Source organism: Brevibacillus sp. GCM10020057, from assembly GCF_042683565.1.
Taxonomy (GTDB): Bacteria; Bacillota; Bacilli; order Brevibacillales; family Brevibacillaceae; genus Brevibacillus.
In genome coordinates this window covers 47,237-72,386 of sequence record NZ_JBHUJW010000041.1, presented here as the reverse complement: position 1 = coordinate 72,386, position 25,150 = coordinate 47,237, and the positions used below count along the sequence as shown (strand labels likewise).

Below are 25,150 nucleotides of genomic sequence, written 5' to 3'. Positions count from 1 at the left end.
GCCGGGGTTCAGCTGCAAGCACAACAAAGACGCCGCCGATTTTTCAAAAGATCGAGCGGCGTCTGGATGATCGCCTGTAAGAACCGTGATGCTTTCGCTTATACTCCTTTGCGCGCTACGTTAGCCGCCTGCAGGCCGCGCTGCCCGTTCACGATTTCAAATGTGACCTGCTCGCCTTCCTCCAGATTGCGATACCCGGTGCCTGTGATCGCGGAATAGTGGACAAAGACGTCTGGTCCCCCGTCCCGCTCGATAAACCCGTAACCTTTTTCTTTACTGAACCATTTTACTTTCCCTTGAATCATTGCATTTCCTCCCTGTAATCAGTGCAGCGCATACGCTTACCCTATCATATGCGGATGCGCAGAAATAGGAGATACGTTACAATAAATAAAGTGTGCAACAAAGGCAAGCAGGAAGGAAGTGAATATCCGATGCGAAAAGCGTGGATTGTGGGGTGCGCGCTGCTGCTCACCGCTTGCTCCGACCTATCCGAAGGCGTACAGACTGCCAAGCAGGCCGTCGAGACGGGCAAGCAGGCAATCGAGGTGGGTAAGCAAGCTGTCGAAACCGGCAAGCAGCTGGCTGAATCGGAGGTCGCCCAGCAATTGAAGGCTTACCTCCAGCAAAAATACGATTCCTCGGAACAACTGCGCAAAGCTATGTTCAGCGGAGATGGACAGCTACTGGCAGAGGAATTGAAAAAGACAGAGTTGGCCAGCTTCAGCTTCTACAAATCTGACCTGTTCGGCGTGGAATACACGGGTCAACTGAGCGCTGACGGTTCGTTGAAGGTACTCAAGCACGACCTGAAAAACTCAGGCACCCAGCCGACTGTTATCAAGGAATTCAGGGTCACGTTGGATAGCAGCGGGCAAATACAGGTTCAATAGAAAATGGCGAAAACAGGCTTGCAGAAATATTCTGCAGGCTTTTTCAAAGGGCATTTTTCATGCCGAAGCAGCCGCGCCGAACCACGCCTCGGCCAAAATTCGCACTCCCTCGTCCAGATCCGCTTCTTCCACGCCGCCGAAGCCGACGATGATGCGCGGCAGCAGATCAACCGGTCGCTCCGCCCAGCTGCGCCCGCTCGCGTATACCCTGACCCCGGCAGCGAGTGCCTGCTCGATCAGCTCGTCCTCGCTCCTTTCCGTCTCTACTTCCAGCAACATGTGCAGGCCAACCGAGTGACTGAGCACGCGGACAGCCTGCGGCATGTGCGTGTGGATCGCTTTCAGCAGCAAGTCGTGCTTGCGATGATACAGCGTCCGCATCTTGCGCACGTGCTTGTCCCAGTGGCCCTTCTGCATGAACAACTGCATCGTCCGCTGCAAATGGCGACAGACAGGCGACGGATACGCCGTATAGGAGGACAAATAGCGCTGCAGCAGCGCGGCGGGCAGCACCGTGTAGTCCATGCGCAAGGCGGGAGAGAAGGCTTTGGAGAAATTGCCGATGTACACGACCGTTCCATCCCGGTCCATTCCTTGCAGCGACGGCGTCGGCTTTACGTTGTAGCGGAATTCACCGTCGTAGTCGTTCTCGATGACGATGCCCCCCACGCGCCTTGCCCATTGCAGGAGCTGATGGCGCTTGGCGACCGGCAAGACCATCCCGTGCGGATATTGATGGGCCGGCGTCGTGTAGACGACCGTCGCCCCGCTTTTCTCCAGGCTTTCGATCGACAGCCCGTCCTCCTGAAGCGGCACCGACACGACCGTAAAGCCGTGGTGCACGAACACTACGCGCGCGTCGGCATATCCCGGCTCTTCCATGGCGACTACGCGATGCCGGTCTGCCAATAGCAGGCACAAAAAGCTAAGTGCCTGCTGCAAACCCGTGCCGATCACAATCTGCTCCGGCGCACATTGAAGCGTGCGCACCCGGCGCAAGTAGCCTGCCAACACTTGCCGCAGCTCCCACTCCCCCTGCCTGTCTCCGTAAAAGGAGAAATCATCCGCGTATTTGTCCATGGCCTCGAGCATGCAGGTACGCCATTCCCGGTACGGAAACGCGCGGGTGTCGATGACAGAGCCGTGAAAGTTGTAGCGTACGTCCTCCCGGTTATCCCTGCCGTCTGGCAGAGCCGGGAGCAGAGATGCTGCCGACAAATCCTCCGGCTCGACCCACACCTCGATCTCTGCGGCGAAAAATCCGCTTCGCTCCCGACTCGTGATGTAGCCCTCGGTGAGCAGCTGCTGATAGGCCGCCTCTACCGTGATCTTGCCCACCCCGCTCAACTTGGCCAGCTGCCGGATCGACGGCAATCGCTGTCCCGCCGCGATCGTCCCTCCCTGGATCGCCAAACTGATCTGCCGGTACAGCTGCTGATAGAGCGGCTCTTTTCCTGAAAAGTCCAGAACTGGAGTAAAATCCATCTGCAATCTCTCCTTCTGTACCTATGCAAACAAATCATTTTGTATCTATGAACAGGAACAGTTTTTTCATAGAGTAATCATAGCAAATGGTTATACAGGAAGGGAGATACAATATGCACATTTATTTGCAAGGCAAGAAAGTCGTGCTGCGCGACCTCCGCCCCGAAGATATCGACGCCATCTACATGTGGAAGTACGAAGCAGAAGACAGGGAGCATCTGAACTGGAACGGGCCTTACAAGCCGCTCGATCCCCTCACCCGCGAAGAGCATCAGGCGCTGCCGCGATATCAGGAAGCGCTGTCCCTCGTGGGCACCGACCTCCCCCGAACTGAGCTGGTCATCGAAATCGACGGCGAGCTTCGCGGAGTCGTCGGACGTTACTGGGTAGACCAGGTGACGAACTGGTTCGAGATCGGCATCGCCATATTCGACTCCCGGTACTGGTCCAACGGCTACGGCAGCGAAGCCTTCCAGATGTGGATCGACTATCTGTTTACCCACATGGACACTGTGCGCCTGGGCATCGCCACGTGGTCCGGAAACGAGCGGATGATCAAACTGGCGGCTCGCTGCGGGATGCAGGTAGAAGCGCGTGTGCGAAAAGCGCGGATCGTGCGCGGAGAATACTACGACTCCATCAAGATGGGAATGCTCAGGGAAGAATGGGAGGCTTTGCGCGAGGGACGTCCGGAGCCTTTGCAGAAGCTGAATTTCTAGCGCTGTGCCTGTCCTCGGCGGAAGGAAGCGGGCAGCCACACAAAAAGGGGCTGCCTCAAAAGTCGGTTTTTGACTTGGAGACGCCCCTTATGCCGTTCACAATCGTTCATAAATCAATGCTTTCAATTTGGTGATTTTCGCAGTTCTGCCCAGCAGCAACTGCTCATGTGCCTTCAGCTTTTGCGAATGGAAATCTTCAGATCCACATCTTCTCCGCTGTCTTTGGCGGTCAGGATCACTGCTTCGTCGTCCACGTCAATGTCGTAGGCGGAGCCGATCTCGTCATTGTCTGCGAGCGCATCCGCCAGCTTGTCGGCGATGTCCTCTGCCGAATCGTCTTCATCGACGCTGATTTTCACCGTTTCGTCGATGTGATCATCTTTCACGGAAACGGTGTACGTCCCGTCGGAGGAGGCGTCTGACGTGACGGCAATTTTCCATGATTCTGCTGCAGCGCTGCCGTCTTTGGAGCCTTTGGCAACGAGCGTATCTATGCCCAGCTCGTTCAGAGCGCTCCCCGTAAATTTGAGAGAAGGAACTTCATCTGTCGGACTGTTGACTGTTTCAAACACAAAGCGTTTGTGGTCGTCGTCATAGGAGACCTCCACGCGATCTTCATCGAGGGCGCTGGCAATTGCATTCTCCAACTCGTCGGCGACTTCCCCGCCATCGTCCTGGGTGCCGTCGATTTCATCGAGCTCGACAGAGACTGCAGCTTCCCCGTTCACCGATACGTACAGCGTCAGACCGGACAGATCCGGCGTGCTGTCGCTGACGCGGCTGCCCGTTTTCACCGCCTCGGCAAACTCATCCCCGTCCTCGCCGTCCGAGAGCTTTTCGATCTTGAAGGAAACGTCCTTGTCATTGTCTACCTGTCCGATCTTGCCGAGCAAGCGGTTGACGAACACGGCCATCTCCGCGCGCGTGACCGGCTTATTCGGCTTGAACGTCTTGTCTTCGTAGCCTGCTACCAGCGATTGCAGCAGCGCATACGACAGATACTCCCGCTCGGCAGAAGACAGGGACGCAATATCGCCGAAGTACAGGTTGTCCTCGTCGACCGCGCCGATTTCGCCGCCCAGCGCGTTCACCAGCAGTTTGACGACGAACAGCCGCGTCGCCGGTTTGTTCGGCTGGAACTCCCTGGAGTCCACGATGTGATTGACCATCGCCAGCTTGACGGTCGTTTGCGCCCAATCAGGGACGTCCTTCCAGTCATAGCGGTCGTTGCTCGTCAGCAGATCGCGATTTTGACTCAGCAGATTGATGACCATCGTCAACGCTTCGAGCTGGGTGACTGGCTTGTTCGGGCGGAAGGTATGGTCGGGATAGCCTTTGATGATCGCTTTGTCCACCATGCGCTTCACGGTCTGTTCCGCCCAGTGCTTCTGCAGATCGGTAAAGCCGAAATAGCGCGGCGCCGTCTTCCATTGCTGGAAGCTGCCCTTCCCGCCCGGTTTATGATCATTTCCATTCCCATTGTTGTACCCTTTGGCGCTTGCTGCTGACCCAAACGACACCGTCAGCGCCCCTGCCAGAACGGTCGGCAAAATCTTCTGTCTCCAGTTGTTCATGCTAGTTCCTCCTCAACCGTAATAGGTGCTCAGAAATAGCAGACGGACGTTGGAGAAAAGAAGTTGCAAATATTCCGAGATTTTTTCAGGCAGCGAAAAAAAGACGCCCGGGATTTTTCCCCGAGCGTCTTGCCATATCCGAATCATGCTTATTGCAGCTCTGTCGCTACGCGATCCAGCTTGCCCTGCAGCTCGTCCAGATCGACTTTCATATCGAGCGCCGCGAACAGACCGGTGAAGTAGGCATTTACCTGCTCCGCCACGCGGGCGCGTTCGGTGCTGACCAGCTCTGCAAACAGGCTGGAGAATTGGCCGGCCAGTTGATCGTTGCCTGCCGCCACGTAGCTTGCGACCGGCTCCTGCATCCGTTTTTCCAGCTCTTCGCGGACTTTCAGCTTGCCGTCCTGCTCAAAAAAGTCTTTGGTGTTTTTAAACAGAGCCAATGCCGGTTGGAATGCCGACGGCACGACTGGCAGCTCCTCTGCAAAGTTCAAAGTCTCCACCTGGCGCTGCTGGTACGGCGCCAGCGTCAAGCCGCTCGCAAAGGCTTGCACGTCGCGCTGCCATTGGGAGACCAGCGTATCTCCCTGCTTGTTGACGAATTTCTCCAGGCGGAGCGTCGTCGCCCGCAGCTCCTGTGCCAGGTCGTAGCTGATCGAGCGCAGCAGATCCGTCAGGCACCCTTGGAGAGCCTGCTTCATGTTGCGGCCGTCGTCCTTGAGCACAGACGAGTTGAAGGCGACGTTGAACAGCTCGTTAAATCGGAAGAACAGGCGCTGCTTGACGTAGTGGAGCAGCTCCTCCCGCTCCTTGGCCAGATCCCGCTCGTAGGAAGCCGTCGCGAGCGATTCTACCGCGGCCAGCGCAGCTGCCTGTGCCTCGCTCGCCGCCTGTCTGCGCGCCAGGCGCTCGCTCTCGCCGGACTGCGCCATGCGCATGAATTCGCCCAGCGTCTGGTGAGCGCGGCGAATTTCGCCAAGGGCGGCATTGACGGCGATCTGCGTCAGCTCCTCGATGGTAAACTTCAGGAACTCTGCCTCGAAGTTCGCCATGCCGGACAGCTTGAACGCTTCTTCTGCCGGCATCAGCTCGGCGCCCTCCGGCGTTTGCGTCCGCTGGCGGTACACCTTTTCAGCCGAAGATGCGAGCTTGCCTTTTTCATGCATGCGCGCCAGCAAGGCGGTCTGGCTGGATACCGGATAAATGCGCGGCAGACGGATGCCGCACGTCAGCAGGTTTTTCTCCACGTGCGCGATGACGCCCTTCAGCTCGTCCTCGGTAGCGGCCAAATCCGCCGCGTTGACAATGAAGAACATTTTGTCCATCTCGAACGTATCCTTCACGCGGCCCATCTGCAGCAAAAACTCGCGGTCAGCCTGGGAGAAGGCGTGGTTGTAATACGTGACGAACAGGACAGCATCCGCATTTTTCATGTATTCAAAGGCGACGCCGGTATGGCGGGCGTTGATGGAGTCCGCTCCGGGGGTGTCTACCAGCACGATGCCCTGATCGGTCAGCGGACAAGCGTAAAACAGCTCGATGTACTCCGCGAAGCAGGCCTTTTCTTCCTTGGCGACAAAGCCTTTGAAAGCCTGCATGTCGACGAGCAGCTCGCCGCCGAGATGCGCCTCCATCTCCCCGAGACCTTTCGTGACCGCTTTCAGGAAGGTGTAGTGCGGTTTGGCGGTCGGCGGAATTTGCGCCACGTCGATTTTGCCAAGCTCGGCCAACGCCGCTTCCAAGCCGGACGCAGACAAGCCGAAAACCGCCAGGGAGCGCAGGACGTCCTGCTCGATTGCCTCTCTCGTCTTGAGCACGACGCGGACCGTTCCGTGCGGGTACTCCTGTGTCGGCGGCATGATTTTGTTGATCGCAGCCGTAGTCGGGTTGGGGGAGACCGGCAGTACCATATCTCCCATCAGCGCGTTCGCAAAGGACGATTTCCCCGCGCTGAACGCCCCGAACAGGGCAACGGTAAAGCGATTGGCCTCGAGGCGGTCGGCCCGCTCGAGCATTGCTTGTGCCTGCGCCTGCATCCCGGGCACGGCGGCGATTTCTTCACTTGTGCGGCGCAGACGCCCTGCAGCCGCAAACAGTTTTTCTTTCAGTTGATTCATGAGGCCTGTTCTCCTTTTTGCATGATCGCCTGCAGCTGTTCCCGTGCAGCCTGTTCACCTGCTGCCAGTTCAGCCAGCTTCGCGTGCACCGCTGCCAATTCGCGCAGGACGGCCAGACGCGCCTGCAGCTCTCCGCTCTCCGCCTGTACCTGCTGCCCCAGGCGCGAGACGATTTGTTCGATAAAGCCGAGCCCTGCGCGGCGATACTCCAGCTTGATGCCGTTGGCGAGGTCGTTGCAGTAGTTCATCACGTATTCCCGCGATTGGGCGCCATCCTTGATGTGCGAAGCCAAAAACTCCGGTGTGATCTTGATCTCTGTCGCATGGACGGCCGCGTGGTACTCCTCGTCGCGGATATTGTACGCCTGCAGCTGCTTGCCCATCAGTTCCTTGAAGTGGAAGTCCAGATTGCCTGCCACTTTTTCGCGCAGGTCGGCCAGCAAGGCTTCTTCCCTGCGCGCGCGCTCTTCCTCCGTCTTTTTGCCGGCGAACAGGAAGCCGAGCTTGAATCCGGGCTTTTTGCTTTCCAGGTAGCTCTGTGCCGCTTCGTTCGTGCTGAAATAGGTCAGCCGCGCGTTGTCCAGCAGCACGCCGAGTTCCTTCTCCATATTCCGGCGCGCTTCTTCCGCCCGGTTCTCCAGAGCGGCAGCCTCCGCTTCCACCTCCTTCAGCGCTTCCTGGACCGCCGCCGCGTCGCGCTGATCCAGATCGGCAACCTCGATCCCGTCGAGCCGGCTTTCCCATTCCTGACGCAATCTCTCATTCGCGCGCTTCAGCACCTGGACGTGCTCGTCGATCAAATGCTCGGCGGCGCTGCGCACGCTCTGTCCGACCAGCTCTTCCCGTCCCTCGATCAGACGAGAAAGCATGGCTTTGAACTCGTCGTACTGGTTTTCCGGATGATCCGGCTCGGCCAGGGACGTGTAGAAAATGCCGTCCGGACGGATGTTCCAGTTCGCGAACGCTTCCTCTACGCTTTCCTTGTAGCTGTCGAAATCCAGTTCAAAGTCGAGGTGCTTGTCGATCATGTTCACGACAAGATAGACCGGCTTTCCACGGTCTTTCAACGTTTTTGTGAAGTTGAAATTTTCTTCTGCCTGGACGTGATTGTAGTCCATCATGTAGATGATGACGTCCGCGAGATGCAAGGCGGATTCCGTCGCGATCTTGTGGGCGGCGTCCGTCGAGTCGATTCCCGGCGTATCGAGCAGGCTGGAGTATTCGTCGAGGAACGTCCCCGGGTAGGAGACCTCTACAGACTCCACCGTATCGCCGTCTACCGCGAACTGCTTGAGCTTTTCCATCTCCGTGTCGGGATCGAAAGTAAGCACGCCGCTGTTCATCGTGTACACGCGCGCCGCTTTCTCGCCGCCGCGAATCTTGACCACATTGGCACTGGTCGGAATCGGATTGGAGGGAAGCAGGTTCACCCCCAGCAGCGTGTTGATCATCGTCGATTTCCCTGCGGAAAAATGGCCGCAGAACGCAATGTTCAATTCTGCGTGTTTGGTTTTGTTCGCCAATTGCAGCAATTTGGACGGGGTCGTCGCATCCCCGTGTTCTTTCATCCGTTCAGCTAGTTCTTCCCATGTATGAGCAAGCCGGGCGAAATCTGTCTCCCGAACCATTACCTGACTCTGAAGCACTTGCCTACCACCCTCTCCATGTTGTTGCTTCTTCTCTCTAGTACCACTCTATTCTACCATGCCGAATGTACCACACCTGCTCTGCCAGTTCAATTCTTTGCGCGAAAGTTTCCCGGTGGAACTTTCATCCGGATGTTTTTTATTCTTGCTGAAATGTAGTTGAAATGAAAAAAGTGAGAAACAGGTTTTTCACGCTGTTTCCCACCTTAAAACAAAAACCATATGTATAGATTGCAGGTGCCGGTAGAGGGACTTGAACCCCCACGGTTTCCCTCACGATTTTGAGTCGCGCGCGTCTGCCAATTCCGCCATACCGGCACGATTGCAAATATGTTTCTGGTCGGGAAGACAGGATTTGAACCTGCGACCTCTTGGTCCCGAACCAAGCGCTCTACCAAGCTGAGCCACTTCCCGATTGTTTACGCTGGACACTTCAAAACCAGTATGCATCGCTGCCATCTCTGTTGGAGCATAATGGCGTGCCCTGAGAGATTCGAACTCCCGACCTTTTGATTCGTAGTCAAACGCTCTATCCAGCTGAGCTAAGGGCACATATTCGACAAAATCTGCGGCACTTACCAACACAAAGATAATATACACGGAATTGCCGGCAAAATCAAGAGCAAATTTTAATTTTCCAGGTCACTCTCTGAATCGTGCGCACACCTCCGGGAAGATACGTTTCCCCCGGCGCGCGCTTTTCATTCAAAAAAATGATCGATGCTTATTTCCTTTTCAAAAACGTTTTGCGAATACTCCCCTTACACGGCGCACAGCAACCAGCCAGAGGGGTTCTCTCCTGTCCCGGCAGGCTGAACGGGTAGTCCAGCGGGTGACGGCCGACCACAATCCAGCTTCCGTTTGGTCTTTGGCGCAGCTGGTAGACGCGGAAAAACTGGTCGCTCGTATCAAATCCAAACCAGACGGCCAGTGTGACATTCGGGCCGCAGCGGTAGAGCACTTGTGATTTGACGACGGGGGCCGCCCCGATCGTATCTCCGATCGGCACAGCCAGTTTCCCGTTGATGCGGCGCAAGTCCAGATTCCCGATCACCCGATTCGCCAGGCAGGGTGTCATGCTTGCCTGCAGAAAGCGGCGAATTTTTGCGATGGACCGAAAGCGTTCCGGCAAAATTCGTCCGCGGTTGCGTACCCGCTTTTTGGCAGAGAGCACGATGGTAAAAAAGGCACGCTCTGCGCTTTGCACCGTCTGCACCCATGTCTTTTTCATCCGGCATTCCTCCCTCCTACATGGGTATGCAGCCAGACGCTCATGCGGTTGGGCTTTTGCCAGCCGTACATATTCCGCGCCGTCAGCGGATACATTATTGTAGGCTCGTCCAACCAAATCACCAAGGAGGTCTCGACATGCCGACTCAAATCAACACGGATTCCCTGAAAAAAGCCGAAGTAGCCACAGACCTTGCCAAGACGATGATCAGCCAAGCCATCCAGCAATCCGCAGCCAATCCGCAGTTGGCGGAAGAGGCACTCAAGCAGGCCTCCCAGGAAATCGCCCAGGCGCAAACGATGGTCTCGCAGGTACAATCCACCATCCAGACGCAGCAGCAACAACAACAGCAACAGCAGTCATCGAAGTAGCGTTCAGGCAAAAAAGGAGCAGGCAAGCCTTCTTGGTTTGCCTGCTTTGCTTCGTCGTTTGCTCGTCCGAAGCTCTCCCGGCACCTTGCAGGACCGGCTCGACTACTATCGCCAGGAAAAACATCACATGCAATTTTTTGAGTAACAAATTTCCGCTCTCCAAGGCGAGGCTGCTGGCGTAAAGCTCGCTCTGTTTAGCTGGGTGTTGCGATGCTTTCAGTCCTTTTTCCTTGACCGGAGCTTTGATGGCTTTCGCTCCTTCGTTTTCCTGCGCGTGGCCGGAATCGCGCTCCTGGCATCCGCCGCACTTTTCAACTCAATGCGCCGCAGCTCTGCGGCAGACAGCGGCCGCGTATACCCTGCGTGATTCCGCCTTCCTGCGCGCACGATTCGGCCGAGACGGCCATTGGTTCTCGCCACGCGCAGACCAAAGACTTGCAGCGCCCAATGGACAGGGAACGCGATCGACAGTCTGCCGTCCGCAGAGCCGGCAAAGTTCACAGCCGCAGCGTAGTTGCCGGAAGTCAGCCAGACAGAGCCGGAGTCACCGGGCAGCGAGATGGGGCCGTTCCCACGGATCACTGTCTGATTGCGAAAGCGAATCGTGCCCAAGCCGCCCAGGCTGCCGTAATCGACGTCGATGTCCGTATGAATCGACTCCACCACGCCGCTCACCCGTCCCGTCGTCCTGCCTACCTTTTTCAAGCGCGCCCCCAATGCATAGCCTTGCACATGTCCGCGTACGGCGCCGACAGTCGCATAGCGGGGGGCAAGCAGACGGTTCGATGTCGGGATCGACAAGGCTACATCCATGTAGTTGTCCGCATTCTTTCGCAGCCGGACAAAACGATACAGCCGTCCGATCCGGCTCCTTCCTGACCGCCCGCCGTCCGCTCCGCCGGGCTGGATCGTTTCGGTGTAGCTGCTTGAATTGTTATGGTTGAGCACATGGTTGTTGCTTAGCAAATAACGCTGCGCACGGCGGGCAGCCTGTGCGACGATGAGGCCAGCCGTCCCGGAGATGCCCGGGTAGCCTACGCTGTAGCCCGCCACGACCGGGCGTATTCTGCGGCGAAACCTCCCGCTCGCGGCTCCCGGACGGGTGACCGGGTGACAGCTGCAGCGCCCCGACGCGACGATCCGCACCGGGACGGTGGCATGCCCTTTCGCCCGATGACTTTTGACAGCCACACAGGTCGGGCACCTCCCTGTAGCTGTGGCTCCCGCATCCAGCGTATACATGACGACACATGCGCCGTCTTTGCGATTCCGTCCATTGACGTATCCCACTCCGATGCCGACGACTCCGGGCATTTTCTTCCACCTTTTCACCAGTGCCTGTTTGGCGCGCAACGCTTCCCGATAGGTTGCCATGGGAACCCCTTCCTTTCCCTGCAATTCGATGAATTAGCATCGTAAGCATCGTATGCCAGACTTGGCCGCGCTTTTTGGACACCTGACACAAGCTCTCCCGCCTTTTTTCGCCTCCGCGTCCACACAAAAAAACCGCCCGGCTCCCTTTTGCGAGAGTCGAACGGTTAGTGACAATGCTTCTGCTATGCGGAAGCCTCCTGCACCGCCTGATCCGGAACGGCTTGCTTCACGTTTTTCTTCGTATGCACGAGGACGATGTTCAGGATAACGGCTGTCAAGGAACCAGTCACGATCCCGTTTTGCAAAAGCATTTTCGCCATGTCAGGCAACTGGTCGAACATGCTTGGTACAGCCGCAGAGCCGAGGCCTACCGCGATGCTGCAAGCGGCGATCAGCAGGTTTTCGTTTTGGCGCAGGTCGACCTGGGACAAAATATTGATACCGGAAGCGACGACCATCCCGAACATGGCGATCATCGCCCCGCCAAGGACTGCGTTCGGCACAACGGTCGTCAGCGCAGCCAGTTTCGGGAGCAGGCCGAGCAAGACGAGAATGCCGCCCGCCCCGATCATCACATCGCGGGATTTGATGCCGGTCAAGCTCACCAGACCGACGTTTTGGGAGAAAGCCGTATACGGGAAGGCGTTGAAAATACCGCCCAGCATGATGGCGATCCCTTCGCCGCGCAAGCCTTTGACGACATCCTCTTTGCTGACGTCCTTGCCCGTCACCTTCCCGAGAGCGAAGTAAACGCCTGTAGACTCCGCCATGCTGATGATGTTGACGAGAATCATGGTCATGATGGCGACGATGCTAAACTGCGGAGTGCCAAAGTAAAATGGCTTCACGACGCTGAACCACGATGCCGTCGCTACGCTCGCAAAGCTGACCATCCCCATGAAATAGGCGACGACCGTCCCTACGATCAGGCCGAGCAATACCGAAATCGCACGAATAAATCCAGTAAACAGACGATTGATCAGGAGAATGATAACGAGAGTGCCCAAAGCCAGAAAAAGATTGCGCGGTGCGCCGAAATCCGGCATACCCTGCCCGCCTGCCGCGTTGTTCATAGCAACAGGAATCAGGGAAAGACCGATGACCGTCACGACAGAGCCTTGCACGACCGTCGGGAAGAAGCGCAGCAGCTTGCCGAACAAGGGAGCCGCCAGGACGACGAATATACCGGATATAATAATGGCGCCATAAGCAGTGGCAAGATTGCTCGTCGAAGCGACAGCGATGATCGGCCCTACTGCCGTGAACGTACAGCCGAGCACAACGGGAAGGCGAATGCCTGTGAACCGGGTGCCTATGACTTGCAAAAGTGTGGCAATCCCGCACGTAAACAGGTCAGCGGCGATCAGATACGCGATTTGCGCCGGTGTCAGATGCAGCGCTCCTCCGATAATGAGCGGCACAACGACCGCTCCCGCATACATGGCCAGTACGTGCTGCAAACCGAGTGTTAGCACTTTTTGTTTCGATAGCATACGTATTTCGTTCTCTCCCTTTCCTGATTTGAATTACGCGTGTGTCGCAGCCGACTCGATAAAGTGAATCTGGCCGGAAGACATGGACTGGATGCGAGCCAGCGACTCGATGCGGATGCCCTGTTTCTCCAGCAGCCCCCGGCCTTCCTGGAAGCTCTTTTCAATGACAGCGCCGATGCCCACGAGGTGTGCCCCCGCATCCTTGACGATCTGGGCAAGGCCGATCAGAGCCGCTCCGGTAGCGAGGAAATCATCGACGATCAGCACGCGGTCGCCTGCCTGCAAATACTGTTTGGACACGCTGATCTGATACGTCTCCTGCCGCGTAAAGGAGTGGACCTTCGCCGAGTACACTTCCTCCGTCAAGGTGACGGCCTTTTTCTTTTTGGCGTAAACAAACGGGACACCCAGCGCATATGACGTCGCGAGGGCGAAGTGGATGCCGCTCGCTTCAATCGTCACTACTTTGGTCACGTTCTCTTCGCGGAACAGTTCGGCGAATCGGGCACCGATCTTCATCGTCAGCTGCGGGTCCACCTGATGATTCAAAAAGGCGTCAACCTTCAATACCGATTCGGACAAAACTTTTCCATCCCGGACGATTCGCTCCTGCAATTCTTTCATCTATTTCCCCCTCCAAGGTTGCAGCAGAGTAAAAAACAAGAAAGCCCAGAGGAACAGATCACGGGGTGGCATAAACGAAAACACCGACTCCAAGTGAAATCTGTCCCTCTGGGCTTGTATTCCCACAGGTCAGCACGCTTTCTTGATTGCGCAAGCGTCTCCGGAACTGTTCCCTCGTAAAACCATCATAAAAGGGAAAAGCAGCCGCGGACGCTCTCTCACTCGTAGTCAGGCGATTTACGGTCACCTGGTAGAAACTGTTGGGCCTTATTCCCAAAATTATACGAGCCTGCAGTATGCTTTTTGGACATTGATCAATCTATCATATTTGGCTTCTGTGGAGCAAGCGTTATTTTTTGATTGCCGACTCCGCCAAATTCTTATGGAAAACAGAGGAAAAAGCCCCCGATCATCCGAGGGCTCTCCTGTTATCGCTTCGGCTTGCGCTGCCGCATTTGCATGTGGACTTTCTTCCATTTTTCCTTTTCTGCGGCCTGCAGTCTCGCGTCTTCCTTGCGCGCCAGATGGGCCAGCTCCCGCTGCAGCTTGAGATAGCTGTCGAACCTGGCCTTTTCCAGCGTGCCGTCCGCGATGGCCTCCTGCACGGCGCAGCCCGGCTCCCGCATGTGACTGCAATCGTTGAAGCGGCACGACTCCGCGATCGACTCAATGTCATCGAACGCCCCGCGGAAGCCTTCGTCCGCTTCCCACAACTGCAGCTCGCGCATTCCCGGCGTGTCGATCATCAAGCCTCCGCCCGGCAACTGAAACAGCTCCCGGTGCGTCGTAGTGTGCCTGCCGCGGTCATCGCCTTCGCGCACTCCGCTTACCCGCTGCATCTCACTCCCGCTCAATTTGTTAATCAGCGTCGATTTGCCGACCCCGGAAGACCCCATGAGGGCGACCGTCTGTCCGGCCCCAAGGTACGGAGCCAGTTGCTCCAGCCCTTCGCCGCGCTCGGCGCTGACGACGTGAACAGGCACGCCGATCGCCACCGACTCTACTTCCCGCAGGCACGCTTCCAGATCATCGCACAGGTCTGCCTTGCTAAGCACAATGACGGGCATGGCGCCGCTCTCCCACGCGAGGATCAAATAGCGCTCCATCCGGCGTATATTGAAGTCATTGTTCAAGGCATTGACCAAAAAAACGGTATCGACGTTGGCCGCCACGATCTGCTCCTCGACCGTCTCGCCTGCCGCCTTGCGGGAAAACTTGCTCTTGCGCGGCAAGAGCGCGTGAATCGTCGCTTTCTTTTCCTCCGCTCGCGGACGGATCACGACCCAATCCCCTACGGCCGGATAATCCTCGCGGCCTGTCGCTTCGTACCGCATCTTGCCTGTCACTTCCCCCAGCAGCTCGCCATGCTCGCTCTGGAGTCGGTACATGCGTTTATGTTCCAGCGTCACTCGTCCCACGCTGTAGCCTTGTTCGGCAAAAGGGGCAAAATGACGCGCGAATGTGTCATCCCAGCCCCATGTTTGCAAAGTAGATACTGCTTTCTTGATTTGGTGATTCACGATTGGATTCCCCCTGCGAATGGTTGTATGTCCCAGGCTTGTCGCCAAAACCAGTCACAGTCGAATCCTCACATCAGGAACGGACTTCGTGTTCGGTTGAAAGGAGGATTCCTGTGACCCTGCTCGCTGCAATCTGTGTCCATTTGTTGTTTGCCATAAAACATCTCTCCTTTTCAAACCGTCGCATCGCGTCCGGTTTCATTGTATTTGCCCACCGATTGTACCATGAAATGGCAGCAAAGCAAAAGGGTCAGTCGTCCCCGCCGCAGTGGCTGTGGCTGTGGCTGTCGCTATGGCTGTGGCTGTCGTGCCCCCAGCTCCATCCTCCATCCGAATCGTCACTGTTGTAGTGGTCGTCCACGTAGTACACATCATTGTTCGAGGACGACAGATGGGAGCGTCTGCGTTTGCCTTTTTTCTTATTTGCAAAAAGAACGTATAACAAGACCGCAAGAATCACAATGCCGATGAATGTGTCCATATACTTCTTTCCCTTCTGCGCCCGGCTATGAGTGTGAGCTGCTTGTCTCACCAGTATACCATGTTTTTCCCGTTGACATGGGACAGAACGTCACGAAAACGGACGATTGACAGCCTCCGCCCGGCAACCTGCCGTCAGGCTACGCACAGTTCGCGCGCGCAAAAAAGCCGCACAGACAAACTCTCTGTGCGGCTCGCTGCCAAGTCTTTATGCTTTTTTGCGGAACAGGCTGACAATAGAGAGGAGCAGTGCCAATCCGGAGAGGACGAGTGGCAGCGTGTTGCTTCCGCCTGCCGGAGCTGCCGTATCCGCAGCCGGAGCCGCCGTTGCAGCTTGCCCGTGATCGTGTCCCGCCTCTCCTGCACCTGCTTTGACCGTCGTGACGGATGCAGGTGTCTTGGAGTCAGGAGCGCCTGTCCACTCGACTACTTCTCCGTTCGCATACGTCTGGTACGCCTTCCAGGACAGCGTGCCCGCCTCTTTCGGATTGGCGCCGACAAACGCGAACTCCATAAACTCGTGCGGCCTGATACCGCCGTCCGTCGCAGTCCACACCAGCGCGGTGTTCTTTCCGTCCTTGTCTTTTTCAAACTCGTAGCTCCAGCCCGGAATCGGCTGTACGGTGCTGACCTTCACGTCTGCCGGAAACTCCAGTCTGACCTTTGTCGTATTCACATCTTTCTCTACCGGCACGCGCACGGTGTATTTCTCGTACGCTCCTGTCGTCGTCTCTTTCGGATAGACGTTGACGTGCGCCTGTGCTGCAGATGCCAGGGTCAGTACCGCTCCTGCGATCAGTACGCTGCTCATCCATTTTTTCGCTTTCATACCGAAAACCCTCCTAATGACGATCGTGAATCGCAACATGCGTATCGGTGGTTCCAGCCGTCGGATAACTGGTCTGGCTCATCCATATCCCGGCCAGCAGCGCCAGCAAGCCTAGAATGATTTCCCAGCGCAGCAGCCTCACACGGAGCGCTTCTCCCTTGCGCCAGCGCTTCCTCTGCAGATAGGCGAGCAACAGCATCGCGCACACCAGCAGCACCTTGCCAAAGAGCAGCTTGCTCCAGAGCAGGGAACTTTGCCAGATGCTCTGTGCGTCCGTCTGCACGAACAGCATGACGAGACCTGTCAGCACCGCCAAGAGGGATGCGCCAGTCACCGCCTTGAGAAAAAACGCCCGAAAGGCAGCCTTGTCCTGTTCCATATGCCGGTACGCCAACAATAAATAAACAAGTGCCCCCATCCAGAGCGAAACCGTCATGACGTGCAGCAGCCTGAGCAGCAGAGACAGCCAGACGGGGGATATTCCCCAGGCATGCCCGCCAAACGCCTGCGTGCCAACCAGCGCCCCCCAGCAAAACAGGTACCAGCCTGTCACCATGTTCGGAATCGCCAGCAAGAGCAGCAGGCCGAGCGAGACGAGCAGCATGACGGCAAAAGAAGACTGCTTCAAGATGTCCCCGTTCCCTTGCCAAAGCGCATCCGTCAAAGACACTGCGGGGAGCGATTCATCATAGAGAAACCAGAGGAACACCAGGCCAACCAGCATCAGGCCCCAACCGATCTGCCTGCCAATTCCCAGCAGCCGGGAAAAATCCGGCAAGCCGCTGCGCGCTCCCTGCCTTGCCAGCAGGTACAAGCCTCCGCCGAGCAAGATCAACCCTTGCGTGAGGTAACGGTATACAAGCAAATAACGGTTGTCCGTCTTGGGCTGTGTCGGATCTGCCACCGAGGCGCTTTTTTGCCCGATGGAAAACGTGACACGCTCTTCCACGGGATGCCCGTCCTCGGAAACGACAGAGACGATCGCGACGTATGTGCCTTCCTGCAAATCCGGCAGTTCTGCCCTCACCACAGAAGCGTCGCCCGGCTGCAGGGCGGGGCGGTTCAGCCTGACTTCCTCTCCGTTCCAGTCGTACAGACGAATGTCCACCAGATCTGGCTCCAGCGTTTCTGTAAAGTGCAGCGAGATCTGTCCCGGATTGTCCTTCAGCAGTTCGCCGTCTTTCGGGCTGCTGCCGATCAGCCCAGCGTGCGCCAGAGCTGTCGTCGCGGGCGAGCCCAGCACGAGGAACAGCGCGAGCCAGAGCAAGGCCATGTATCGTTTCATGCTTACCACCATCCACTTTGCTTCCATCGCCTTCTCACAGCCTTATCCTAACAAACATGGGGGAGGGTCAACATGGCTCAAACGGGCTATCTGCTGTGACGAATTGTTGACACGCCGCGCAAAAACAAAAAACGAGACCGGCACATCGCCTGGTCTCGGTATGGTTTATCGTCCGCTCTTCAGCTCGGTCCAGTAGCGGTCGTATTGCTGCAGGGCGTCTCCCACATCGACCAGCCACTCGGCGCGATCGATGTCTGCCTTGTCGAGGAAGATCATTTTGTTGGAACGGTATTCTTCGCTGTGCAGGGAGTACGCCTGCTCGTTCGGGTTGCTGTAGCCGATGGATTCGTAGTTTTTCACGCTGACTTGCGGCTCCAGCAGGTAGTTGATGAACTTCTCGGCCAGCTCCTTGTGCCCTGCGCCTTTCGGAATGGCGAGGGTGTCTGCCCAGATGGTCGCGCCTTCCTTTGGAATCACGTATTCCACGTCAGGGTTTTGCGCGTGGATGAAGGCGGCATCGCCGGACCAGACCGTGCCGATCCACGCTTCTTCGGCGATCATTTTTTGCTTGATGTTGTCGGTGTCGAATGCGACGACTCCCGGTACGAGCTTCTTCAGGTCGGCGAACGCTTTTTCCAGCTCGGCCTTGTCCCTGGTGCTGTTGGAGAAGCCGTTTTTGATGAGAGACATGCCCATGACTTCGCGCGGGTCGTTCAAGAGGATCACGCGGTCTTTGTACTCTTCCTTCCACAGATCGGCCCAGCTCGTCGGTACTTCCTTCACGTACTTCTTGTTGTAGGCGATCCCTGTAATGCCCCAGGTGTAGACGAGGGAGTGCTTGTTGTCCGGGTCAAACGGCGGCGTCTTGAACGTGGACACGATGTTCCTGGCGTTCGGGATGGCGTTCTTGTCCAGTTCCTCCAGCAGGCCCAACTGAATCATGGTGGCGACCATGTAGTCGGACGGCTGGATCAGGTCGTAGCCGGATGCACCTGCCTGGATCTTCGCCAGCATTTCTTCGTTGCTGCCGTAGACGTCGTAGTTGACCTTGACGTTGTACTTTTGCTCAAAATCCTTGATGACGTCCGGGTCGAAGTTGTCAGCCCAGCTGTAAATGTTGAGTACCTGCTCCTCCTGCCCCTCCGGCGAGGACGACGAACAACCTGCGGCAGTCAATGCGAGTGCGGCCGCCAAAGCGCCGATCATGATAGACTTGAATCGTTTCATTTTCTCCTCTCAACCTCCCAATCAAAATGTGATCGATTTTGAATCTTTGCGTCTGAACAGTTCCGCGATGATGACGAGCAGCACCGTACACAAAATCAGCAAGGTGGACAGGGCATTGACCTCCGGGGATACCCCGCGCTTTACCAGACCGTAGATGTATAAAGGCAACGTGGTCGAATTCGGCCCCGCCACAAAAAACGAGATGATAAAGTCGTCGAGCGACAAGGTAAAAGACATGAGAAAGCCTGCCACAATCCCTGGCATGATGAGAGGCAAGGTCACGTGGCGGAGTGTCCCCCACGGCGTCGCCCCCAAATCCTGGGACGCTTCCTCCAGCTCTTTGCCCATCTCCGCGAGCCGGGCCGATATGATGACCATGACGTATGGCATGCTGAAGGTGACATGCGCCATGATCAGGGTAGCTTTGCCCAGCTCCATGTGCATCTGGCTGAACAATACGAGCAGCGCCAGCCCCATCATGATCTCGGGAATGACGATCGGCAAGTAGACCAGCCCGTTCACAATCGACCGCCAGCGCAGGGAATAATGCTTGATCGCCAGCGAAGCAGCCGTGCCCAGGATCGTCGCCAGCACGCTGCTGATGATCCCGATGGACAGACTGTTTGCCAGCGCCTGCATCACCTGCCTGTTGTCAAACAGGGACACGTACCATTTCCAGGTAAAGCCGCTCCACACCGCATTGATCCGCGAATCGTTAAACGAGTAGAGCATCAGGATGGCAATCGGCAGGTACAGGAAGACGAGCATCAGCCAGGAGTAGCTGGACAACGCGTTTCTGCGCCATGTTTTCATGCGGCACCCTCCTTTGCTTCCCCGGCTTTTACCGCGCGGAAGTAGAGCAGGATCAGCAGCATGGACAAGAGCATCAGCACAATCGACAAGGCCGATCCGAACGGCCAGTCACGCGCCGAGAGGAACTGGTTCTGGATGACGTTGCCCATCAAGGCAGACTTCGCTCCCCCCATCACATCCGGCACCACGAACATGCCGATGGACGAGACGAAGACGAGAATCGAGCCGGTCACGACGCCGGATCTGGTCATCGGCAGCGTTACATGCCAAAGCGCTTTCCACGGCGTCGCTCCCAGATCGTATGCCGCTTCGAGCTTGCGCCGGTCCATCTGCTCCAGCGACACGTAAATCGGCAGCACCATGAACGGAACGAGCGTGTAGACCATCCCCAACAGAACTGCCCCGGAATTGTACAAAAGCGGCAGCGGCTCGGAGATGAGCCCGAGCGATTCCAGCACCGTGTTGACCACGCCCTGCGAACGCAGGATAATCACCCACGCGTAAGAGCGGACGAGAAAGTTGATCCAGAACGGAATCATGACCAAAAGCAGCCAGATTTGCTGCCGGGAGCGCTCCAGGCGCGAGATGTAGTACGAGAGCGGGTAGCCAAGCAGCAGCGACAGCACCGTCGTCAGGACAGCTACCGCAAATGTGTCCCCAAAGATCTGCCCGTACAGCGGATCGAAAATGCGGATGTAGTTGTTCGCAGTGAACTCGTAGACAACTTGACCGTACGTTCCTCTATTCAGGAACGAGAGCACGACGATCAGGAGCATCGGCACGACGAACAGCACAAAGAGCCACAGCAGTGCCGGAACCGCGAGCAGTTTGACCGGTTTTTTGTTTAACAAGGCAGGATCACCTCGTCTTGCCGGGACCAGCCAATTGCCACGCGATCATCCACCTGCCAGTCGAGGCCGTCACCCGCATACTGATGGGCCATCACGGTCATGTCCTGGCCATCCAGGCGGATAAAGACCTTGCGCAGATTGCCCAGGAATACCGCGTCCGTGATCTTGCCTTTCAAGCGATGCTCCTCTGGCGAAGCGTCTGTCCGGTACAGCTTGATCTTCTCCGGCCTAACAGCCGTACAAGTGCTGCCCTGACGGAAAATGTTGTTCTCCCCGATGAAGGTGGCGACGAACAGCGTCTGCGGCTTGTTGTAAATCTGCGCCGGTGCGGCAATCTGCTCGATTTGCCCCTTGTTCATGACGGCGATCCGGTCGGACATCGCCATCGCTTCCTCCTGGTCGTGCGTAACGTAAATAAAGGTAATGCCCAGATTTTTCTGCAAGTTTTTCAGTTCCAGCTGCAAGCTTTTCCGCAGTTGGTAGTCCAGTGCGCCCAAAGGCTCGTCCAGTAAGAGCACGCGCGGATTGTTGATGATCGCCCGCGCGATGGCTACCCGTTGCTGCTGGCCGCCAGACAGCTGCTTCGGCGTGCGCTTGCGCAGCTCCGTCAGCTGGACGTACTGCAGCACTTCTTCCAGCCTGCGTTTCTGCTCGCTGGCAGGGACTTTCTTCATTTTCAAGCCGAACAGAATGTTTTGCTCCACATTCATATGCGGAAACAGCGCGTACTGCTGAAACACCATGTTCATGTCGCGGTGGTACGGAGGCACGTGCCCCAGCGGCTTGCCATCGAGGAAAATCTCACCCGCTGTCGGCTCCTCGAAGCCGGCAATCATCCGCAAGAGGGTCGTCTTTCCGCAGCCGCTCGGTCCGAGCAACGTCAAAAATTCCCCTTCTTCAATCGCAAGCGACAGAGGGGGAACGACGAGTGCTTCGGCAAAGCGTTTTTCGATGTTGTCCAGATGTATGATTGTTTTCATTCGGCCATCTCACCATATGTCATCATTCTCATAGCAATCTAGGTTACTATATCGAATAAGCTGCGTTTTGTAAACAGTTTCAAACCTTTCTGGTGCATTTTTCCTCCATCTGGAAGAAGGAGGTACGGCATGAAAAAACCGGGGCCTCGCATGATGAGCGGCCTGCTATATTTATGCACATTCTCCTATGTATAATCAGTAGTCTGCCGTTCTCCCGGCTCTGCCGCCCCATCGTCCCGGCTCGGAAATAAACAAGGAATGAACCAGAGGGAATCGACAGGAAAAAACGGGGCTTATTGATTCGGTTCGCCGCCCTACCTATAATAGCTATAAAAATGTAAAGTCAGGGGGCATTATCGATTGAACACACTCGCGTACGGACTTCTTGGACTGGTGGCCCGCACCCCCAGCTCCGGCTATGATCTAATGCTCCAGCTTCAGCCTTACTGGCAAGCCAAACACAGCCAGATTTACCCGCTCCTCGCCAAACTGGAACATAATGGTTACATGCAGTTCACTCGCGTCCATCAGACCGATCGGCCGGATAAAAAAGTGTATTCCATTACAGAGAAAGGCAAGACTGCCTTGAAATTGTGGCTCGCAGAACCGACAGCCGAGCCTGTCGCCCGCGATGAGCTCGTCCTGAAGGCATGCTGCTTGTCATTCGCGGATGCCAGGACTTCCCGCGCGTTGTTCCACGAGCGAATCGATCATTGCCGGGAGCAGCTGCAAATGTATCAGCACATCATGCAGGAAATCGAGCAGCAATCAGAGGGGAGCCCAAATGATCCGTCCCATCCATCCTTCGGCGACTATATCCTGCTCTCCTGGGGCTGCCGTCGCATGCAGGAAGACATCAAATGGTGCGAATGGGTATTGGAATTGCTGGAAAAGAAAAACCAGGAGTAATCCGATTCATACGGCTCTCCCCTTCGCGTGCTGTGGAAGACGGAGGGCCCTTTTTGCGAAAGGACCCTCTTCCCGCTTCGAGCATCAGCAGCAGCTCTCCCGATTTTCCTAACTTGCTGGTGCCGCACAACAGCCGCCCGCATCCTCACGCAGAACATCCGCTTCTGCTTTGGTGTAAAAAAACTCCCACTCGTTTCCGTCCGGGTCATGTACCCAAAATTTGTCCTGGGTCGCATAGCAGCAGGTGGTGTCCATTTCCTCTTTTTCCGCGTAGATACCGAGTTTCTCCAGCCGGTTTTTGTTGGCGAGAACCTCCTGTGTCGAGGCAACCTGAAAACCAAAGTGACTCACCTGATTCCCGCTAACCTCGGGGCTTGTGTTCAACGTGAAGTTCAACCCCGGTGAAGGCAAAAGAAACTTGGCGTAATCCGGCTTCACTTTGACAGGCTCTGCACCAAACAGCTTGGAGTAAAACGCGATCGACTTCTGCAAATTGGTAACGTTAATCCCGACATGTGCATACAGCATGACAATCCCTCCTTAAATATCAAAAAAACTTGATGTTAATATCGAAAAAAATTGATGTTTTGAGAAAAAGAACTTAGCAGCAAGAGTTGCCGGACCGAAACAAGCAGCAAAGTTCTTCGGACAGAAGGTGATTGATCTGTGTATGGTTCAGCTCGTAGTAGTTCCACGTACCATCCGATTCTTTTTGAATGAGATTGGCGTCGAGCAGGATTTTGAGATGGTAGGACAATTTGGACTGCGCCATATCCATTACGTCTGCCAGATCACATACGCAAACCTTGCCGCGCATAGTCAGCACGTACATGATTTGCAGCCGCCTCTGATCCGCAAGGGCCTTGAATTTGGCTTCATACTGTTCAAACGTCGCTCCCCGATCTTCTAGGTTAAGTATGGGTAGCTGCTTCATCGTTACTCACCTGCATCAACTTTTTTTGATGTATCCACTATACCACCACGGATTTGCAAATGCAATGGCATTTATCAATTTTTTTTGATATAAAATAGCCCCCTGCTGCGAACACCGGGGGCACTTCGCGTTTATTTTCCTTCTGCGACGAACTGGACAACGCGGCTCTTGATGGCATCACGAACGGCTCGGAACTGCTCCCTTACTTCCTCCTCCGTCCCTGTTGCCTTTGCTGGATCAGCAAATCCCCAGTGCATTTTGATCACATTCGGATTCGGGATCACAGGGCAGTTTTCATCCGCGTGGCCACATAACGTAATGACGTATTCGGCTTTGCCCAAAATGACAGGGTCAATGACATCCGAGGTGTGATGGCGAATATCCACTCCTGCTTCTTTCATCGCTTCGACAGCGCGTGGATTCAGCCCGTGTGCTTCCAGCCCTGCACTCATCACTTCGTATTTCTCCCCGCCAAGTGCTTGTAAAAATCCGTGCGCCATTTGACTTCTGCAAGAGTTGCCCGTGCAAAGAAAATAGACCAAAGACTTGTCAGTCATGTTTCATTCTCCCTTGATTGTGTCTTGGTTGAAAATACTTTTTCTGTAAGCAAAGTGCCAGGTTCACGAAGGCAATCGTCCATTGTTCTCATCCCCCCATTCCTCAACCAAAGTATAATATAGCGATGAGGGTATTTACGGGCGATGCGGCTATGTTTTACAAAACCTTTACGAAACATTCTCCCTATGAAATCTGCAGTACCCGGTAAAAAAAGGCCTCCTCTTGTAGAGCTACAGGAGGAGGCTGCATGCTTCTGCGCTATGTTTACGCGCCTTACTTCTTCGTAACCAGTTCCAGGTCAACCGGGATGTTCGCTTCTACGGTTTCCCCTTTGGCTACTTTCAATGCCGTTTGTACAGCGGTTTCGCCGATTGCCGCCGGTTTTTGCGCTACGGTAGCAGCCATTTTGCCGTCGTTTACGGCTTTCACTGCGTCGTCCGTCGCATCGAAGCCGACGACGATTATGTTTTTGCCGGCCGCTTCGATTGCTTGCAGAGCGCCCAGAGCCATTTCGTCGTTGTGCGCGAATACAGCTTGTACGTCTTTGTTGGCTTGCAAAATGTTTTCCATAACGGAAAGGCCTTTGGCACGGTCAAAGTCTGCCGGCTGGGACGCCACCACTTTCACGCCTTCTTTGCTGTCTACTGCATCGTGGAAGCCTTTGCCGCGGTCGCGCGCTGCGGAAGTGCCCGCAATCCCTTGCAGTTCGACGATGTTGCCTTTGCCGCCCAGTTTTTCCAGGATGAAGTCGCCTGCCATTTTACCGCCTTTGACGTTGTCGGAGGCGATATGGGATACCACTTTGCCGCCTTCTGCCGCGCGGTCGACCGTGATGACCGGAATGTTTGCCTGATTTGCCGCTTCGACCGCTGTGACGATCGCTGCGCTGTCTGTCGGGTTGATCATGATGACGCTTACTTTTTTCTGGATCAGGTCTTCGACGCCGCTGATTTGCTTCGCCGTGTCATCTTGCGCGTCTACGACCAAAAGCTCTGCTCCTGCTTCTTTTGCCGCTTTTTCTGCCCCTTCCTTCAAGGAGACGAAGAACGGGTTGTTCAGGGTGGATACAGCCAGACCAATGGTCACTTTGCCGCCAGCCGCGCCGCCTGCGCCTGCATTGCCTGCCGATTGCTCCGGCGCCTTGTTTTCCAGATTGGAAGAAGTCGAGCAGCCTGCCAGCACCCCCAGCACCAGCGTCGAAGCCAAAGCCATTTTCCAAAATTTCTTCATAACGATT

25 protein-coding genes, 3 tRNA genes and 1 riboswitch are annotated in these 25,150 nt (G+C 55.9%); of the genes, 4 read left to right on the top strand and 24 right to left on the bottom strand.

Annotated elements, in window-relative coordinates; genetic code table 11:
* Nucleotides 1–98: 98 nt before the first annotated feature.
* A complete protein-coding gene (locus ACFSO0_RS12335; RefSeq protein ID WP_376880602.1) occupies nt 99–305 on the bottom strand; it encodes a cold-shock protein in 207 nt (68 codons plus the stop codon).
* A gap of 129 nt (nt 306–434) precedes the next feature.
* Between ACFSO0_RS12335 and ACFSO0_RS12330 the strand changes: the two genes are divergently transcribed.
* Nucleotides 435–893 (top strand): hypothetical protein, encoded by a 459-nt coding sequence (locus ACFSO0_RS12330; protein WP_376880599.1) that lies wholly within the window; start codon nt 435–437, stop codon nt 891–893.
* A gap of 57 nt (nt 894–950) precedes the next feature.
* Here ACFSO0_RS12330 and pdxR read toward each other — a convergent pair whose 3' ends face one another.
* Complete coding sequence (pdxR, locus tag ACFSO0_RS12325) at nt 951–2,378, bottom strand: MocR-like pyridoxine biosynthesis transcription factor PdxR (RefSeq protein ID WP_376880597.1); 1,428 nt, start codon at nt 2,376–2,378, stop codon at nt 951–953.
* Between the two features lie 113 nt (nt 2,379–2,491).
* Here pdxR and ACFSO0_RS12320 point away from each other — a divergent pair, with 113 nt between their 5' ends.
* The gene (locus ACFSO0_RS12320) at nt 2,492–3,097 is read left to right on the top strand and encodes a GNAT family N-acetyltransferase (RefSeq protein ID WP_376880595.1); all 606 of its coding nucleotides are present in this window, start codon (nt 2,492–2,494) and stop codon (nt 3,095–3,097) included.
* A gap of 173 nt (nt 3,098–3,270) precedes the next feature.
* On the opposite strand, the gene ACFSO0_RS12315 is transcribed toward ACFSO0_RS12320, so the two are convergent.
* From ACFSO0_RS12315 to ACFSO0_RS12285, 7 genes are all read right to left on the bottom strand, one after another.
* Complete coding sequence (locus ACFSO0_RS12315) at nt 3,271–4,671, bottom strand: S-layer homology domain-containing protein (RefSeq protein WP_376880593.1); 1,401 nt, start codon at nt 4,669–4,671, stop codon at nt 3,271–3,273.
* A gap of 149 nt (nt 4,672–4,820) precedes the next feature.
* Nucleotides 4,821–6,788, bottom strand: coding sequence for a dynamin family protein (locus ACFSO0_RS12310; protein ID WP_376880591.1), 1,968 nt, complete (start codon nt 6,786–6,788; stop codon nt 4,821–4,823).
* Complete coding sequence (locus tag ACFSO0_RS12305) at nt 6,785–8,416, bottom strand: dynamin family protein (protein WP_483862239.1); 1,632 nt, start codon at nt 8,414–8,416, stop codon at nt 6,785–6,787. The genes ACFSO0_RS12310 and ACFSO0_RS12305 overlap by 4 nt, the downstream gene beginning before the upstream one ends.
* A gap of 256 nt (nt 8,417–8,672) precedes the next feature.
* Nucleotides 8,673–8,752 (bottom strand) — tRNA-Leu (locus ACFSO0_RS12300).
* 19 nt (nt 8,753–8,771) lie between these two features.
* Nucleotides 8,772–8,848 (bottom strand) — tRNA-Pro (locus ACFSO0_RS12295).
* Between the two features lie 61 nt (nt 8,849–8,909).
* Nucleotides 8,910–8,986: transfer RNA gene (locus ACFSO0_RS12290), tRNA-Arg, on the bottom strand.
* Between the two features lie 172 nt (nt 8,987–9,158).
* Entirely contained in the window at nt 9,159–9,665 is a 507-nt protein-coding gene (locus ACFSO0_RS12285; protein WP_376880587.1) for a hypothetical protein, read from the bottom strand.
* A 137-nt stretch (nt 9,666–9,802) separates the two neighbouring features.
* Here ACFSO0_RS12285 and ACFSO0_RS12280 point away from each other — a divergent pair, with 137 nt between their 5' ends.
* A complete protein-coding gene (locus ACFSO0_RS12280) occupies nt 9,803–10,036 on the top strand; it encodes a hypothetical protein (RefSeq protein WP_376880584.1) in 234 nt (77 codons plus the stop codon).
* Between the two features lie 216 nt (nt 10,037–10,252).
* Here the strand turns inward: ACFSO0_RS12280 and ACFSO0_RS12275 are convergent, their stop codons facing one another.
* From ACFSO0_RS12275 to ACFSO0_RS12225, 11 genes are all read right to left on the bottom strand, one after another.
* Nucleotides 10,253–11,410, bottom strand: a complete 1,158-nt coding sequence (locus ACFSO0_RS12275) for a chymotrypsin family serine protease (RefSeq protein ID WP_376880582.1) — start codon at nt 11,408–11,410, stop codon at nt 10,253–10,255.
* A gap of 182 nt (nt 11,411–11,592) precedes the next feature.
* Entirely contained in the window at nt 11,593–12,903 is a 1,311-nt protein-coding gene (locus tag ACFSO0_RS12270) for a nucleobase:cation symporter-2 family protein (RefSeq protein WP_376880579.1), read from the bottom strand.
* Between the two features lie 33 nt (nt 12,904–12,936).
* Nucleotides 12,937–13,527, bottom strand: a complete 591-nt coding sequence (locus tag ACFSO0_RS12265) for a xanthine phosphoribosyltransferase (RefSeq protein WP_376880577.1) — start codon at nt 13,525–13,527, stop codon at nt 12,937–12,939.
* 205 nt (nt 13,528–13,732) lie between these two features.
* Nucleotides 13,733–13,834: riboswitch (purine riboswitch) on the bottom strand.
* A gap of 121 nt (nt 13,835–13,955) precedes the next feature.
* Nucleotides 13,956–15,047, bottom strand: coding sequence for a ribosome small subunit-dependent GTPase A (rsgA, locus tag ACFSO0_RS12260; RefSeq protein WP_376880575.1), 1,092 nt, complete (start codon nt 15,045–15,047; stop codon nt 13,956–13,958).
* Between the two features lie 250 nt (nt 15,048–15,297).
* Entirely contained in the window at nt 15,298–15,528 is a 231-nt protein-coding gene (locus ACFSO0_RS12255) for a hypothetical protein (RefSeq protein ID WP_376880573.1), read from the bottom strand.
* A 207-nt stretch (nt 15,529–15,735) separates the two neighbouring features.
* Entirely contained in the window at nt 15,736–16,356 is a 621-nt protein-coding gene (locus ACFSO0_RS12250; RefSeq protein ID WP_376880571.1) for a YcnI family copper-binding membrane protein, read from the bottom strand.
* Between the two features lie 13 nt (nt 16,357–16,369).
* Entirely contained in the window at nt 16,370–17,641 is a 1,272-nt protein-coding gene (locus tag ACFSO0_RS12245; RefSeq protein ID WP_376880569.1) for a copper resistance CopC/CopD family protein, read from the bottom strand.
* A 165-nt stretch (nt 17,642–17,806) separates the two neighbouring features.
* Nucleotides 17,807–18,868 carry an ABC transporter substrate-binding protein gene (locus ACFSO0_RS12240; RefSeq protein WP_376880566.1) on the bottom strand — a complete coding sequence of 354 codons (1,062 nt, stop codon included), beginning with the start codon at nt 18,866–18,868 and terminating at the stop codon, nt 17,807–17,809.
* A 21-nt stretch (nt 18,869–18,889) separates the two neighbouring features.
* Nucleotides 18,890–19,681 (bottom strand): ABC transporter permease, encoded by a 792-nt coding sequence (locus tag ACFSO0_RS12235; protein WP_376880563.1) that lies wholly within the window; start codon nt 19,679–19,681, stop codon nt 18,890–18,892.
* Nucleotides 19,678–20,532 carry an ABC transporter permease gene (locus tag ACFSO0_RS12230; RefSeq protein ID WP_376880561.1) on the bottom strand — a complete coding sequence of 285 codons (855 nt, stop codon included), beginning with the start codon at nt 20,530–20,532 and terminating at the stop codon, nt 19,678–19,680. Before ACFSO0_RS12230 ends, ACFSO0_RS12235 begins: the two co-directional genes overlap by 4 nt.
* The gene (locus ACFSO0_RS12225) at nt 20,526–21,512 is read right to left on the bottom strand and encodes an ABC transporter ATP-binding protein (protein ID WP_376880559.1); all 987 of its coding nucleotides are present in this window, start codon (nt 21,510–21,512) and stop codon (nt 20,526–20,528) included. Before ACFSO0_RS12225 ends, ACFSO0_RS12230 begins: the two co-directional genes overlap by 7 nt.
* 360 nt (nt 21,513–21,872) lie before the next feature.
* On the opposite strand from ACFSO0_RS12225, the gene ACFSO0_RS12220 reads away from it, so the two are divergent.
* Entirely contained in the window at nt 21,873–22,421 is a 549-nt protein-coding gene (locus ACFSO0_RS12220; RefSeq protein ID WP_376880557.1) for a PadR family transcriptional regulator, read from the top strand.
* Nucleotides 22,422–22,529: 108 nt separating this feature from the next.
* Here ACFSO0_RS12220 and ACFSO0_RS12215 read toward each other — a convergent pair whose 3' ends face one another.
* The 4 genes from ACFSO0_RS12215 to rbsB all read right to left on the bottom strand — a co-directional run bounded on the left by ACFSO0_RS12215 (nt 22,530) and on the right by rbsB (nt 25,143).
* On the bottom strand, nt 22,530–22,949 hold the full coding sequence (locus tag ACFSO0_RS12215; protein WP_376880555.1) for an ArsI/CadI family heavy metal resistance metalloenzyme: 420 nt from the start codon (nt 22,947–22,949) through the stop codon (nt 22,530–22,532).
* Between the two features lie 73 nt (nt 22,950–23,022).
* Nucleotides 23,023–23,355, bottom strand: a complete 333-nt coding sequence (locus ACFSO0_RS12210; protein WP_376880553.1) for an ArsR/SmtB family transcription factor — start codon at nt 23,353–23,355, stop codon at nt 23,023–23,025.
* 131 nt (nt 23,356–23,486) lie between these two features.
* Complete coding sequence (arsC, locus tag ACFSO0_RS12205; protein WP_376880551.1) at nt 23,487–23,912, bottom strand: arsenate reductase (thioredoxin); 426 nt, start codon at nt 23,910–23,912, stop codon at nt 23,487–23,489.
* Between the two features lie 274 nt (nt 23,913–24,186).
* Entirely contained in the window at nt 24,187–25,143 is a 957-nt protein-coding gene (rbsB, locus tag ACFSO0_RS12200; RefSeq protein ID WP_376880548.1) for a ribose ABC transporter substrate-binding protein RbsB, read from the bottom strand.
* Nucleotides 25,144–25,150: the final 7 nt, after the last annotated feature.